Source organism: Schlesneria paludicola DSM 18645 (genome assembly GCF_000255655.1).
Classification (GTDB): Bacteria; Planctomycetota; Planctomycetia; order Planctomycetales; family Planctomycetaceae; genus Schlesneria; species Schlesneria paludicola.
In genome coordinates this window covers 2,410,366-2,424,518 of record NZ_JH636434.1, presented here as the reverse complement: position 1 = coordinate 2,424,518, position 14,153 = coordinate 2,410,366, and the positions used below count along the sequence as shown (strand labels likewise).

The following is a 14,153-nucleotide window of genomic DNA, read 5'->3' as shown; positions in this document are numbered from 1 at the left end:
TCGTAAGGTCATCTCAGATGCTGACGATCGTCGATTTGCATGGAAGAGCTTGGCAAGGTCCGGGGATCGTCAGCGATCCTTATGCAGGTAGATTGGCTGCGAAAAATCGAGATTCGCGAGCTCCGAAGCACGTTTTTTCAAGTCTTCTGGCGTGTTGGCGAACAGCGGGCTGATTTCGACAATTGCCGATTCGGGAACGATGACGCCCGCCTGCTTCAGCCATTCTATCGCGACATTGACCATGTGCTCGCGGACATAGTCAGGGGAGAATGCGCCACTGCTATTCTTGAGCGGAGCGAATTCAAGTGGCCGGCTCGTTTCGACGATCAAAGCCGTCTTGGCGAGGGGCAGGGTATCGAACAAAAATCGTTCGAATTTGACTCCATTTTCCGATTCCGGCAGAATCTGCTGGCCCTGATGATCAATGTGGGGAATCTTCTTTCGCGCGAGATGCCAAGGCAGATTCGCATTTTCCGATTGAGCGACCGATTCGAGGAATGCACGATCGAAGACGTGAATCGCGGTGCTGCCCGCCCAATAACGCAGCTCTCCGTTTGACTCGCGTTGATTGGCTAACTCGGATGACAGATCGCTGTATTCAATGATGGCGGTTCGGCCGTCCAAATCGACCGCGACCCCCACTTTCTCTTCGGGCCCTGTTTTCGCGACCACCTTTGTTGAGGCTTGGGCGCGATGGTGGATGTGCATTCCAAGAAAGCCGGGATTGCAGACGCTGACCAGCGGATTGTCGATCTGGTGTAGAAAGACATAGTCCACCTTCCGCTGTCGAAGCTCGTCAAAGAGACCCGCGTTGAGCATCGCGGCGAGCAACCCGCCGTGACCATCTGGGCTCATTGCGAGAACCCCTTTTTCTGCCAGCAATAGCTCTCCGGTTGTTGCGTCCAGGCAGGGCGCGTACCCTTGCTTGAAGAAGAAGACGTCGGCGCGATCCAGGCCAAAATAGTTGTTTTGCTCAAAAAACTGGGTTGTTTCGTCATGCGTCCCATCACTCGTCATGATCATGTAGGGGATGGCATGTCCTGATTTTTGGGAAATCGCGATGATTTGCTCAGCGAAAATTTCAAAGAGCGTTTTGCTGGAAACGGGGCCGATTGGAAACATTCCCTTCGGGTGCGGAAACCCAAGTCGGGTTCCCTGGCCGCCTGCCAAAAGCACGACTCCGACTTTTCCGCTTTTCAGCGCATCGTCTCCGATCGCTTCAGCCTCTTTCCAGGCTTTCTGATCCGATGGGGAATTCGGAAGCCTGACGACGTGTGATGGTGGCGAAATTTTGACGGCATCAGGAGCGCCTTTTTCCGTCGCGCCCTGTAAGCCGGCTCGGTAAGACCCGATCAATTTCCAGTCGACCTGCGCAAGCTGCCGGTTAAGTTTTTCTTTCTCGTGATGGTCCAGTTCTTCCCACATCGTGCGGATGTGAGCCTGTCCGTGGTTCTCGATTTGGGATTGCGTCTTCGGGTCTATCTGCATGATCGGTACCGACTCGTCAATCGACGGAATTTCAGGAAATGATTCACGGAACGTCGCGGAATCAATCAGGCTTCATTTACGGCTCGACAGGACACGGTCAGGGAGATTCGCGAGCTGAAGAGATCCCGAAATCGTCGGTACCAATCCTGTTTGACGCAAGTCTATTGTCTCGCTGGCGTGTCTCTCTAGAGCGGTTGGCAATTCGTTTGATGCGGAATAACTTGGACATGATCGCGGTGTCCGTCACAACCCCTGATTCTCCGCAAACCAGGCGACGGTTTGTTCGATGCCTTCCTTCAGGCCGATTGTTGGCTTCCAGTTCAAAAGTAGTGCTGCACGGCTTGGTGAGACAAGGTTCGATCGCAGATCCCCTGCGCGGGATTCTCCATGACGACATTCTGGAACGATGACAGAGCTTTGACGTCGTTTGAGGTAGTCCTGAGTTGCTCGATAGAGCTGGCTGGCAATTTCGTTTACGTCGGCGCCAACGCCAGTGCCGATGTTGATCGGCGTAAAGCTGGCACTCATTGTCGTTTCCAATGCGGCAACGTTTGCGAGAGCGACATCGCGTCCGTGAACATAGTCTCGAACGTACTTTCCGTCACCGTTCACCGTTGCCGCTTTTCCGGCGAGCATCGCCTTGCAGAAAATTGCAACCACGCCGGCTTCGCCGTGGGGATTCTGACGCGGGCCATAGACATTCGAGTATCTCAACGCGACGCCTTGCAGTCCTCGTTCGCGGGCATAAAACTCAAGGTACTGCTCGCCAATCCATTTGCTGATTCCATAGGGCGAAACCGGCTTCTTCGGTGAATCTTCGGGGGCTGGCGTTGTCATTTCACCATACAGAACCCCGCCCGAGGACGCGAAGACAATTCGTTTTACGCCGACACGCGCCGCATTGTCGAAAACGTTTAGAAGTCCCATGACGTTGTTTTCGGCATCGAACAGTGGCTCGCGCATCGAGCGACTGACGGACATCTGAGCGGCCTGATGGCAAACCCAATCGGGCTTCACTTCGTCGAAAATGGCGCTGATGCGAGCCCCGTCAACGATGTCTGCTTCAAAGACGGGTACGGACGGTGGGAGGTTTTTCTTCTCGCCCGAACACAGGTTGTCGATGACGAACGGCTCGTGCCCCTTCGCCAGTAGGGTGTCAACAATATGGCTTCCGATGAATCCAGCGCCGCCGGTAACAATCACTTTCATTTTGGTTCGAATTCCAATCTTCAGTTGTCTAAGTCAGTTCTCGTCGCCAATCTCGTCCGGCATTGGATGCCAAAAACGAGGCGAACAGCGTGCCATTGTTTGCGAAACAGTTCGAAAAGCGAAGATTCGCCAAATCCAAATTCTGATCTCCGAAAGCGATGAGCTGGAATTCGATTCCGGCCCTCGGTTCTTCACAACCCGTCGATGCCTAAGTAGTTGAGGCAATTGTCTACAAACGCAGCGGAATTGCCACGATTGCGCGCTCAATTCCCTCATAATTCATGATTCCCCTTGAGTCTCTGTCCCAACGTGCCGGTTTTATTTATTGGCCGAATAAGGCTCAGAAGCCATCGTAGTCAAGCTGCCGGTTCCAATAATCTTCATGGATCAAAGGGGAAAACGCGATTATTCCTAGACGGATTCTGTCGCCGCTTCGACGAATCGTCGAGTCGTCACGTTCGAGTCAAATCTTTCGCGAATCAGTTTCGCTGCTTCGTGCCCCATGCTTAGTCGCTGTTGCTCGCTCAGCGCAAGCAATTTTTCAATCTCTGATTGGAACGACGCAACATCACCCGTTTTACCGACGTAGCCGTGAAGCCCTGGGACAAAGCCTCCGAGCATGCCCGCACAGTCTGTCGAAACCGTTGGAAGGCCTGCCGTCATACCTTCGAGGACAGCCAGTGGTACACCACCTTCAAAGTTTGCACTATGGAGATACGCATCTGCTGACAAAAGGAGGCTGGGGATGTCGTCACGCCAGCCTGCAAAGATGCATTTACCCTTCAGTTCTGGTGCGTCCGCTAAACGGTGCAGCTTTTCTTCATACTCAGCGTCTTCCGCCAATCCAACACTCTTGGCACCAATCAGGACGAGTTTGTAATTTTTTCCGTTCAGGTTGGCATTGGCAAGTGACCGAAGCAAGAGGTCTTGACCCTTTTGAAAGGTAAGTCTTCCCACATTCAAAAACATTAGTTGATTCGTCAACACTCCAAAACTCGATCGAATGCTCTCTCGCATTGTCTGGTCAATCGGTTGAAACCGTGATACATCAATTCCGTTGTTAACGGTAATGACCATAGATTCTGGAATACGATATTCTTGAACATGTTGGAGCCGCAGGTAGTCGGAGATACAAATGACTTTGAAGACATGTTTCTTCAATAATTGCTTGTAGAGATACCGCTTGATGATCTGGATGAGCCAATTGTTGGAAAACAGAACGCGATTCTGAGCGTGGTAGACGAGCCGTATTCCAGTCTTCTTGGCGACAAATACCAAGACCTTAAGATCTTGCTGGGTCTCGCTAATCAAGCGTTGCACGCCTTCTCGCTGTACGAGCTTCGACAGGCGATCAATCAGCCCGCGGTCAGGGACTCGTCGCTCAAAGCCGCTCTCTTCGATCGTCTCGATCCCTTCCGCCCGAAGTGCGTCGATCACACTAGCGTGGCCATCAGGAGGACGACGGCCTGTAACGACAATCACGCGGTGACCTGCCGATTTCATTCCGCGAGCAATCACCCAGGCCATTCGTGACGCGCCTGTGAAATCCGGAGTCCCGATCGCCATCAATATAACCACAAACTGAACCTCTAACTCGTGCTGATGTTGTGTAATATGAAGGTCTGGTGCAGTACAATCGGCCTTTGTCGCTCACAAAATAGTAATGCGGATTTTGAAAGCGAGTGGTCGATCGCTTTGCGCAGCTGTTGACTCGCGAAACAAGAGCGATTTACGCGAATACAAGCGTGATTGATCACGAGGCAAAATGGGGACGAGCGAGCAATGTGAGTGCGCGACAAGCTTGTTGTTAAGCGGCCGTTTTTAAAGCATGTCGGCTAAACAAGGTTTGGGAGGTCTTGTGTTTCCTCGATCTCCGTATCGACCTGCGGTGGGGCGTAGGTCGATACAACTAAGGTGATTGCAAACGACATGAATGGAACTTGAGTGTAGAACGTTGCGAGTAACGGCATGAAGGCAAACATTTGAAAGGTGTTGAGATAGATCGCGAGACTTCGTGCTGATTGAGTGGATCTGTTATACAATATGATGCTCAGAAATAAGATCACCATTCCGACGATGAGGGAGCCGACATCACCGAAGTCGAAAATAAGGTCTGAGTACATCGTTCGGAACGTCAAGCCGAAATGGGGGATGATTTCGTACATCTCTTCAATAGGGGAGGAGCGGTCCTTGTTCAGGATGGTGCCTCTCAACACTGTCGGGCCAATATTATTCAGCCACGCACCACCCCAAGCTGGAGAGGGGGCATTCTGCAAGAATGTGTCCAACGTGGGGAAAATCGGCTCGGTGTACGTGGCAATCCATCCTAGGGATGAATCGAGAAACTTGATTTGCGTCTCAAATGTCAGCTTTTCCTTGATGTCGGCTCGGCCGATGCGATAGTTTCCAATCACTGTAAAAAAAACCAAGAGGATGGTCGCACCCACGAGTGCGGGGCGGGTTCGCAGTCGGCCAAAAATTGCTAGGCCGCTCGCAAAGCACAAGACATTCATGACCAAAATAAAGCGATTGCCCGTCGTTGAATTGCACGCCAGACAAAAGAGAACCAGTCCGAGATCGAACCACTTTCGGCGTTGGAAAAGAAACTCCTTCCAGGACACTCGACTGACGAAGAAGTCAGTTTGTAGCATCGTCGAGGCTACGCTGCCGCATTCCCAGCCGATCACGGTTGCCGCCGTGATAACATCCGCATGTGATCCGCCAGCGCCCATCATTTCATTGCCGTGGATCAGTCCGATTTTACCAAATCGGACAATCGTAATGATTGGATCGAGCAAGCAGGCCAAAGCAAGCAACACGAGCCATACTCGTTGTGGGACAAATCGCCATCGCAGCTCTGGATAGGATATATCAGGGGATGGCTTTCGCATGAAACCCATTACTGCAATGGCCCAGGTCACGGCGATTCCGAGGATATACCATTGGCAAGGATTTGAAAGAACATAGTCTCGATTGCTTGAATAGACGAGAAGTGGAAACAACACAAGAATAGACGAGAGTGAAAAGACAAATAACGAAAATCCCGGCGCCGAGATAAGCATTCCGTTTGTGAAGAGGTAGATCAACGTACCGATGAAGATCATCAGTGCGAAAATGACGAGCGGATGTTCCCAGAGCAGCCCAACCCCGAGGATTGGAAGGTCAAACGACACGCGACGTCTCCGCTTGAGGTAGACAATCGGCGAAGTTGCCTTTCGTGATGAAGCGAAGCTTGCCACCTGGTGTGCAATCGATGAGCTCGACGCCGGCGCTTTCCAGGCAGATTTGTAAGCCCACGAGGATTGGTTCCATCCAAAGGCGGGGGCTTTCAATGAATGTCTGATTCACGTAGTTGATCGACGTTTCCGCACCCGCGAAGTAGGACTTGGGGGTGGGGTAGTTGGCATCGACACCCGTCATCAGGATTCGACGAAATCCTTCAATCGCCGCAATCTGCGTGGCTGCGGTGATGACGCTATAGCCGAAGTTCAATCCTTTTTCGTACGTGAGCGGATAACGTGTTTTGTCGAAGATGACTTGTTGCATCCGAGGGCCGTAATTGAACCAATTGAAGATGCCCCATCTGGCGACCATTGGCTTGGGGAGCTGCTTCAGCGGTATGAAGTCACGGCCCAGAATGCGGCGCAACGTTGAGGAATTGGGGACAATGCGTCGCTCATTTCCTACGTACAATTGTCCCGGGTAATTCTGGTACGCTTTGCCAATTTCACGGATTCGCTGCATATCCGTGATGACGACTGCGTCGGTTGCGCGCCCCCAGGCGTCGAACTTCTTGTAGATATGGTTGCTGCCAAACGAGTAGACGGAATCGAGCCAGGCGGGCTCCAACTTATCGATCGAAGGGCCATTTCCCATGACGAGTGCGGTTTGTGGGCGAGTCGCATTCATATTCGGTACTTATTCAATTGGAGAGGCTGGACGACGTACGACGGCGAAATCGTTGACAAAAAGATGCCGGAGAATGCTAGTGCAACTGTGGGTGGAATGGGGCTCGTTTCATCTTTCAGTATTTGGTCTTCGAGGGTGCCAGCCTTCTGGATTTGTGTTTGCTGGAACGAGAGGTCTTCGTACAAGCGAAAATAACAGGGACGCTAGAGTTCCGGCGACGTCACCTTCTCGATTTGATTTTGGTGAACGAGCAATCGCAACGGTTGCGAGCTTTCGACGGCTGAGCTTACCATGCAGAATACCAGTAGGAGAACCGCGGTCAAGAGGGCTCCAGAGGAGAGTTCTTGACGTAATGGCGGGAGGTGGAATAACCGGTACGCCATGTACAATGAGTAGCTCGTGTAGCAGGCAAGATTGGCGACGATCATCGACAGCGGAAAGGCCCAGATTCCCAGTGACTCAACTGTGGCGAGGCACAAAACGATATACAAGCTGCCCGTGATTCCGTTTGCAATGTGCCAGATAATATGATTGCTCAGGCTGTAGAGTTGCATGTTCATGGCGCCCCACCGTTCGAGGAAGAAGGCGAATGCCATCACGGCCCACAGGCTAGGCTCAACAAAGGGCGTGCGAGTCTGCATCAAGTGCAGCACGGGGCCAACCGTTACGCCAACGCCAATCACGCCACAGGTGAAAACAAAGTAGGAGCGACGCATCCCGCGATTCGCGATGGCCATGACTGCCGCGAAATTGTTTCGAGCATATTCACGAGCCATACTCGGTAGCATGCTTTGGAACGGTGCCTGGGTGAACTGCACGATTGCCGTGATGAATCGGATCGCGAGCAGATAGGATGCGACCTCGACGGCAGGGCCGAGTTGCGCGTAGATGAGTCCGGTCGCCTGCACAACGCCGCTGGACATCAGCACTCCCAGGCCACTTCGCCAAGCCTGTGGCCAGACGGATTCAAATATCTCGTGATCGAGAATATGCGGGAGATTCTTCAATCGACCATCAAAAAGTCCCCGTGCAACTCGCAGGTTCCAAAGGACATTGCACGCTGCGAAAGTCTGATACACCGCGATGGTGGCGAAGATGCCACCGCCACTGGCCGCGACTATGGCGGAGGACACCAATCCTGCGGTCGTCCAAATCGCTTCGGCCCGTCGGAGAACTGCAATGCGGTCAACGCCCTGCAGGAACGCGACGAGATAGTTCCCCCAAAACGTAATGCAGATTGTGAGTAGCACGAAGCCCCAAGCGGCCCACGCATCAAGAGGGTTGGACGTTTCGCTGATCGGCCTCCAAAGAAGCGCGGTTCCCGCGATTCCCAAGAAGAACAGAATCCCGAAGCTTAATCGAGTGTAGATCACGCTCATCGTGCTCAGAATTCTGCGAAGCAGCGACCAATTTGGTTCACGGTTGCCAAGCGAAGTTCGTTGCGATTGCCGAATATCATGCAGATTTTCCAAACCTGCCATGGCATAGGCGAGCGTGCGCGCAAATGTTGATGAGAAGCCGAAGTCGGCCATCATCTGCAAGGCGATGAGCGTCAGAAGGGAATACCAAACCGTCACTTCCGCCGGAGTGAACCGCGTGAGAATGATCGGTGTGACCAGTAGCAATCCCAATGCGCGCGCGAAATAGCTCAGCCAAGTCGTCAGCGTGGGTGAATTCCAAAATCGACGAATTGTGGCCGAGATCAGGTGCATTACTACTTTCGTCGACTCGTTCGTCAACTAACAAATTCAATAACGTTGATGAGCGTAGTCAGCGTGATCGGCCGCAAAGGTCAATTGTGAGCCAGCGCCGCCTGGGCGCGACAGGCTCACGCACGCGTCTTGCCATCGAACATATCCAACAAGAGTCCGATCGCCTTGACGCTCGTCCGGACGACGGCGTCTCGTGTGTTCGAGGCGTTGTGCGAGCCAAACAAACACTGTTCAAATCGGCGCAGTGGGGACGTCATGCTCAAGGGTTCGACTTCGAACACTTCCAACGCGGCGGCGCTCACCTGTCCAGAGCCCAAGGCTTCAACTAGCGCGGCTTCGTCGATCAAGGGGCCTCGCGACACATTGACGATATCCACGCCACGCTTGGTCATCGCCAACGTCGAAGCGTTCAAGAGATGACGATTTTCAGGCGTTAGCGCACATGTCAACACAATGACTTGGGCTTCTTCGATACGATTTGGCCAGGCTGCGGATTCTACAGCCTCCAAACCCGGAGCTGGTGTAAACCGGGGGTCGTACGCGATCACCTTCATTCCGCTTGCGAGCAGTCGTTTCGCCGTTTGGCGCCCAATATCGCCGAATCCAACAACGGCAGCGGTCTTTTCGGCGAGTGAATAGCCGACGGGTTTTGGCCATTTGCCCTCAACCACTCCGCGATGGACATCGAAGATTCTTCGTGCGAGCGCGATGACGTAGCAATGCGCGATGTCGGCAACTTCCTGGCCGAACATGCCGGGCGTATTTGCGATGGGAATTCCCAGGTCACGGGCGGCGGCAAAATCGACGTTGTCAACGCCGACACCGAACTTCACGGCAGCTCGAAGTTTCCCGCGGACGCCTGCTTCGAACACCCGACGAGTCGCCGGATCGTCACCAATGATCCAGCCATCGAATTGAGGGATCAATTCTAAGAGTTCGGGTTCAGAGAGCGTCTGTGTGAATTCGGGGCAATGAAACTCGATGCCTCGATCTGTCAAAAGATGGCTGTAGTGATCAAGCGAGCGAATCATCGGAGGGCAGGTGATCACAATACGCATGGTTTACTCTCGGTGTTACTATTTGAGCTGTGTTGTGTTTGATCAAAGGTGAAGAGAATGGTGAGGGAGGCTTGGCCTTGCATGCCCTTCGCCTCGTGAGCAGGGTCTTCAAAGCACTTGATGTCGTTCTGGCAAGCGGTATCACGCGATTCGGATTGGAGTTTGGCGCGCAATGGTTTGGTTCCGTCGGTCAACGATGGAGCCGAGAGCTGTCAAACGATGAAAGAGGCGTTCCATCATTTTTCGCAGCTCGAATCAGAGTCCTCTCCTCAGCACTTCGCGAGGGCTTGTTCTTCAAATCTCCGGGCACGATTGCAGGCAGCGGTTCAGCATTTGACAGACGGGATCGTGCGTGCTAGCCGTTCCGCGAGATCCCAACCGTCTTGATCATCGATATCAGCAGACTCGCACGGGGGGGTGGGAAATAGCAGTGGCTTTTCGCCGATCCTGGCCTGCGTCTTTTCGAAACTCGGGCGGCTGAACAAATACAAGTTCGAATTCTCTTCGAACCAGGGCTCAAGGTCCTGTGTGCGAATGAGGTTCTTCGGGTCGTGATTGATTGGAGAACCATCGGCGCGATAAAATCGCGTTTGAAAACGATTGACTGAGAAAAGGCTGTCGCATTCTCGTGCCGCGACACCTGCTTGATACTTCTCGATCGCGGAGCGAATCGTCGTTGCGGACAGCAACGGATTCGTGGTGTGCGTCATCAGATATGCATCCGCGGGCACGTTTTCGACGTCATCTTTCAGCACGAGATTCATACTGACAAAATCGCCGCAGATTTCGGACTTGCGATCTCGAATCAGGACTCGATCAGAGTCAACCAATCCATGGCTTGCCAGAATGTCGCGAGCGTCCGTGTTAATCACCACTCGATCAATCGCAGTGACTTCGAGCAGCGAATCCAAGATCCAGCGAAACAACGGCTTGCCGGCAAAGCTTCGGAAATTCTTACCGGAAACACGAGCGCTGTGGGCCTTCATCGGCAGGAGAGCAACTAATCCAGACATACGCGGCCAAACGTTCTCTTATCAAAAGTCTTGAAGATGTCAGCATGCTTGTTCCCGCGTCAACGCTCTTGTGTAGTTCGATCGGAGCGTGAACGGGATTCGCAGTCAGAACGGAATTGTGAAATCAGTGCGGGTAAAAGTACGATTCTTTCATTTGTCGGGTCAGATGCCGGTCGAGGTTGCTACCGCGCCACGTCCCCCAGTATTGGCAGAAGCGAAATGCGACGATTCCTCCCAGATTCTTAAGAAGCGTCCCTTCAGCCATCGCTTTGGAACAATCACCAATGACACCCGCGGCGCAGTATCGAATCGCATCCGTGAGACTGACGTGCACCGACGGAATCACCTTTTGCAGCGCGATCGCTTCTCGCTCGTAGCGTCGTTTCACTTGTTTCCAGGATTCGTGGTGATAGTGAAAGACGGCGGCCTCGGGTACGTACGAAACTTTCATCCCCGTTTCGACGACGCGGCGACCAACATCCATATCCTCTAGCCCGGGCAGTTCCTCATCGTAAGGGAAATCCATCCAGACGCGTTTCAAGATTGCCGCATTCGCATTGTTACAAAAGAATGGGCTCGGGGCTTCCCGCAGTTCTCCGGGGAAGTATTTCTCGAAGAGTTGAAGCTCGCTGAATTTCGATTCACCGCCGCCCAATTGTCGGCCGTAGGTAATCGCCACATCGCCACTGCGGAGAGGGGCCGTCAACTGCATTAGCCAGTCTCGATCCCGCGGAACACAGTGCCCGCTGACGAAGACGAGAAACTCGCCCAGTGAGGCGTCGCATCCAACGTTTAGTGATCGGCCGAATGAAAAATCGGATTTCTTGATGTGGACGATTCGACATCCTGCGGCGGCGGCGATTTCCAAAGTCGCATCTGTCGACCCTGAGTCCACAAGGACGACTTCAATCCCACCTTCATCGACTTGTTGCTGACGAATCGAGTCCAGCAGTGCGGGAAGGTAGCGCGCCTCGTTGTAGGTTCGCACAACCACGCTCCAGCGGATTTGCGATGTCGGAGACTTCTGTTCCGTGGAGCTGTCGCCGGCGGAAAAAGTCGAGTCGACAGCAGGGATAGGCGTTACCTGATCAATTGGGCTGTGTTGAACATCTGCAATCGATTGCATTGGCAATACGCTCACGTATTTTCAAGGAAACAGATAAGAACATTCCCTCGGTTTAAGGATCGCGCCGAGTGACGACAACGTCCTGAAGCAAACTTCGGGCCTAACCGCTTGGCACGCCCTGGAACAGAGCTGTCAGGGGCCCGATCCAGACCCGAGTCGAGCTATCGAAGCGGTTATAACTGCTTAGCAGGTAAATGTCGACAAGTTTGTTTGAAGAATCTCCGAAATCCCGCTTCGCCTTTCGAACTTCTAAACCGAATCTTCACGTGTCAGCGACAGGGCGTTGCATAATGTAAACGAAGGTGCGCGAATATGTTGCCGAGTTGCACATGGAATCACTGTGGCGCTCCCGAATGCGGTGTCGAGCGAACGGAGAACGCTGCATGACGACGATGCTTGTACGGCCCGTCGGAATGCGGCAACGATGGTCGCGAATTGTCGAGTCAGGCGGTGCCAAGGTTGAGTGCACGCTTCGCAATGATCTCAAGGTGATTGGAGACTTCGTCGAGTGACATCTCCGTCGTATCGACCAGCAGCGCATCAGATGCGGGCTGCAAGGGCGAGCAGGCGCGGCTTTCATCAAGGCGGTCTCGCCGTTGCTGTTGTTCCAAAAGGTCCTCAAGTGAAACGATCTCTCCTTTGCCTTTGAGTTCCAGTTGGCGACGACGAGCCCGCTCTCGCGGCGAAGCCGTGAGAAAAAACTTGCACTCGGCGTTCGGGAACACGTCAGTCCCTTGGTCGCGCCCTTCCGTGACAAGGTTGGAGGTTCGGCCCACTATCTGTTGCAGTTGAACCAGTTGGCGGCGCACGGCGGGATTTGCGGCGACGATGGGGACTGATCGGGTGACCGTTTGAGTACGAATGGCGTCCGTGACGTCAGCTCCTCCAAGGAGAAGTCGACTCTCCGAAAACACGATTTGGAGACCCTTTGCAACTTCTTCAACGGACGCTTCGTCCGTGAGATTCAATTCACGCTGAAGGCAAGCATACGCCACGGCCCGATACATCGCGCCGGTATTCAAGAATTCGAATCCAAGTCGTTCCGCCAGGCACTTTGCGACGGTGCTTTTTCCTGTCCCGGCGGGCCCATCAATTGTCACAATCATTCAACGATACCAATCTTCAAAACGAACGCATCGGTTATGACGTAACACAAGAGTGAAGTGTTTGGGGTTGGTTTCGACAAAATCATGACAGTCAATCGAGACCGAAGAAAAGATGCATGTTCCTTGTGGCGAACTCAATCCGTTGGCGTCAACGGACCACGGAGGTGTTTCGCATTCCGTGGATCGCATTAAGCGATCACGATCTTGATATCGACGGTGTTAGTGGCTTGGTCGCGGAAAATGACTGTTCACGAATTCGGCGATAAACTCGCTCGAGTTGATCCGTGTGAGCTTCAAGCGTCCACGGTGCTTCCCAATACCAATCATAAGCTGCCCCGCCGATCCGCCTTGCCAGCTCATCGTCAGAGGCGACTTGACGCATCATCTTGGCAAGATCGGATACATCACCGGACTTATAGGAAAGGCCTGAAACGCCATTGGGAAGGTCTGCCGTAATTGCAGTGACGTCAGAGTAGATGACTGGTAGGCCGACAGCAGCGGCCTCAATTGCGACGGCTCCCTGGCCTTCATACCAACGTGAAGGGAATACGAGAGCACGGGAGGATCGCATGCGTTCCACAACTGCAGGCAGGGGTTGCCATTTCAACATCGTCGCGTTCGGGCATGCCGCTTTGATTTGAGCCTCTTCATCGCCTTGCCCAATGAAGACCGCATTGAGGCCCGTTTCGGTCGCGGCTTTAGCGAAATCCAATGCTCCCTTTTCGGGAGAGAAACGACCGACAAAGAGGAAGTCATTGCTCTTCGCCGGATCAATCTTGGGCAAATGTTCGACCTCGACCGGGGTGCGAACCAGTTCAATACTTGCGTCGGTCGGAAGAAAGGGCTTCAAAAGCTTTTCGCTGAATGGCGAAATTGAAATGAAGTGTTTGCAGTCCCGGGGGCATCGAGCTAAATCGCGTTGCGCAAATCCGCGCGTGACACGCCAGAGCTTGTGATAATAGTTTCGAGGATCGCAATTGCAGGATATACACGAAAGTCCCAAAGGCTTGCGTGTGCAGACTTCTCCCTTTCTGACATCCAAGAAGCCTCCGGTGGGGCAGGCGAGGAAATAGTCGTGCAGAGAAATCACCGCGGGTGTGTTTGAGTCGAGCGTGGCACGAAAGACAGACGCAGAAAGAGCCTTGATCCATGAATGGAAGTGAACCACAGGAGCATGCTCGCGGTTCTTTTCAAGAATCTGTCGAAGTCGCGTCGCCGCAGAGTAGTTCCAAATTCCTGATTGAATGGCTCGAAGGCGGTTTGGGTCGTTCAGGATATCTTTCTGATCCAAGCATTCCACCTGGAGGTTGGGAACGTTCTTCAGGCAATCATCAATGGGGCCCACTGCGGAGAAGAAGATCACGCGATGGCCGCGATTCGCCAATTGAATCGCTGTGATGATCGAGACCTTCGCCGCGCCACCTACGATCGAGGCGAAGTCGTTGACCACGACAACCGTCTGTTTTGTTTCCATTATCGAATATTGCTTTCATGCCGCCGCAGGTCGTTTTATTTCAACCTGAAAGTGGGCG

11 protein-coding genes are annotated in these 14,153 nt (G+C 53.2%); all 11 read right to left on the bottom strand.

Translation table 11 applies throughout. From position 1 onward, the window contains the following. Positions 1-69 precede the first annotated feature (69 nt). A complete protein-coding gene (locus tag OSO_RS43150) occupies positions 70-1,488 on the bottom strand; it encodes a UTP--glucose-1-phosphate uridylyltransferase (protein WP_010583547.1) in 1,419 nt (472 codons plus the stop codon). 243 nt (positions 1,489-1,731) lie between these two features. Then, complete coding sequence (locus OSO_RS0111855; protein ID WP_010583546.1) at positions 1,732-2,697, bottom strand: NAD-dependent epimerase/dehydratase family protein; 966 nt, start codon at positions 2,695-2,697, stop codon at positions 1,732-1,734. Positions 2,698-3,108: 411 nt separating this feature from the next. After that, the gene (locus OSO_RS0111845) at positions 3,109-4,263 is read right to left on the bottom strand and encodes a glycosyltransferase family 4 protein (RefSeq protein ID WP_010583544.1); all 1,155 of its coding nucleotides are present in this window, start codon (positions 4,261-4,263) and stop codon (positions 3,109-3,111) included. 269 nt (positions 4,264-4,532) lie between these two features. Then, a complete protein-coding gene (locus tag OSO_RS0111840; RefSeq protein WP_010583543.1) occupies positions 4,533-5,870 on the bottom strand; it encodes an O-antigen polymerase in 1,338 nt (445 codons plus the stop codon). Next, a complete protein-coding gene (locus tag OSO_RS0111835) occupies positions 5,860-6,606 on the bottom strand; it encodes a hypothetical protein (RefSeq protein ID WP_010583542.1) in 747 nt (248 codons plus the stop codon). The genes OSO_RS0111840 and OSO_RS0111835 overlap by 11 nt, the downstream gene beginning before the upstream one ends. A 203-nt stretch (positions 6,607-6,809) precedes the next feature. Further along, complete coding sequence (locus tag OSO_RS0111825) at positions 6,810-8,318, bottom strand: hypothetical protein (RefSeq protein ID WP_010583541.1); 1,509 nt, start codon at positions 8,316-8,318, stop codon at positions 6,810-6,812. A 116-nt stretch (positions 8,319-8,434) separates the two neighbouring features. Next, positions 8,435-9,376, bottom strand: coding sequence for a phosphoglycerate dehydrogenase (locus OSO_RS0111820; RefSeq protein WP_010583540.1), 942 nt, complete (start codon positions 9,374-9,376; stop codon positions 8,435-8,437). A gap of 326 nt (positions 9,377-9,702) precedes the next feature. After that, positions 9,703-10,389, bottom strand: a complete 687-nt coding sequence (locus OSO_RS0111810; protein ID WP_029246921.1) for an acylneuraminate cytidylyltransferase family protein — start codon at positions 10,387-10,389, stop codon at positions 9,703-9,705. Positions 10,390-10,513: 124 nt separating this feature from the next. Further along, positions 10,514-11,377 carry a glycosyltransferase family 2 protein gene (locus tag OSO_RS0111805; protein ID WP_157605154.1) on the bottom strand — a complete coding sequence of 288 codons (864 nt, stop codon included), beginning with the start codon at positions 11,375-11,377 and terminating at the stop codon, positions 10,514-10,516. Positions 11,378-11,958: 581 nt separating this feature from the next. Continuing rightward, on the bottom strand, positions 11,959-12,621 hold the full coding sequence (cmk, locus tag OSO_RS0111800) for a (d)CMP kinase (RefSeq protein WP_010583537.1): 663 nt from the start codon (positions 12,619-12,621) through the stop codon (positions 11,959-11,961). A 196-nt stretch (positions 12,622-12,817) separates the two neighbouring features. Then, positions 12,818-14,095, bottom strand: a complete 1,278-nt coding sequence (locus OSO_RS0111790; RefSeq protein WP_010583535.1) for a glycosyltransferase family 4 protein — start codon at positions 14,093-14,095, stop codon at positions 12,818-12,820. Positions 14,096-14,153 lie beyond the last annotated feature (58 nt).

Coding starts and splice junctions, on each gene's coding strand:
- OSO_RS0111855 (WP_010583546.1), bottom strand. CDS start 2,697: ATGAAAGTGATTGTTACCGGCGGCGCTGGATTCATCGGAAGCCATATT.
- cmk (WP_010583537.1), bottom strand. CDS start 12,621: ATGATTGTGACAATTGATGGGCCCGCCGGGACAGGAAAAAGCACCGTC.
- OSO_RS0111835 (WP_010583542.1), bottom strand. CDS start 6,606: ATGAATGCGACTCGCCCACAAACCGCACTCGTCATGGGAAATGGCCCT.
- OSO_RS0111810 (WP_029246921.1), bottom strand. CDS start 10,389: ATGTCTGGATTAGTTGCTCTCCTGCCGATGAAGGCCCACAGCGCTCGT.
- OSO_RS0111820 (WP_010583540.1), bottom strand. CDS start 9,376: ATGCGTATTGTGATCACCTGCCCTCCGATGATTCGCTCGCTTGATCAC.
- OSO_RS0111845 (WP_010583544.1), bottom strand. CDS start 4,263: ATGGCGATCGGGACTCCGGATTTCACAGGCGCGTCACGAATGGCCTGG.
- OSO_RS0111825 (WP_010583541.1), bottom strand. CDS start 8,318: ATGCACCTGATCTCGGCCACAATTCGTCGATTTTGGAATTCACCCACG.
- OSO_RS0111790 (WP_010583535.1), bottom strand. CDS start 14,095: ATGGAAACAAAACAGACGGTTGTCGTGGTCAACGACTTCGCCTCGATC.
- OSO_RS43150 (WP_010583547.1), bottom strand. CDS start 1,488: ATGCAGATAGACCCGAAGACGCAATCCCAAATCGAGAACCACGGACAG.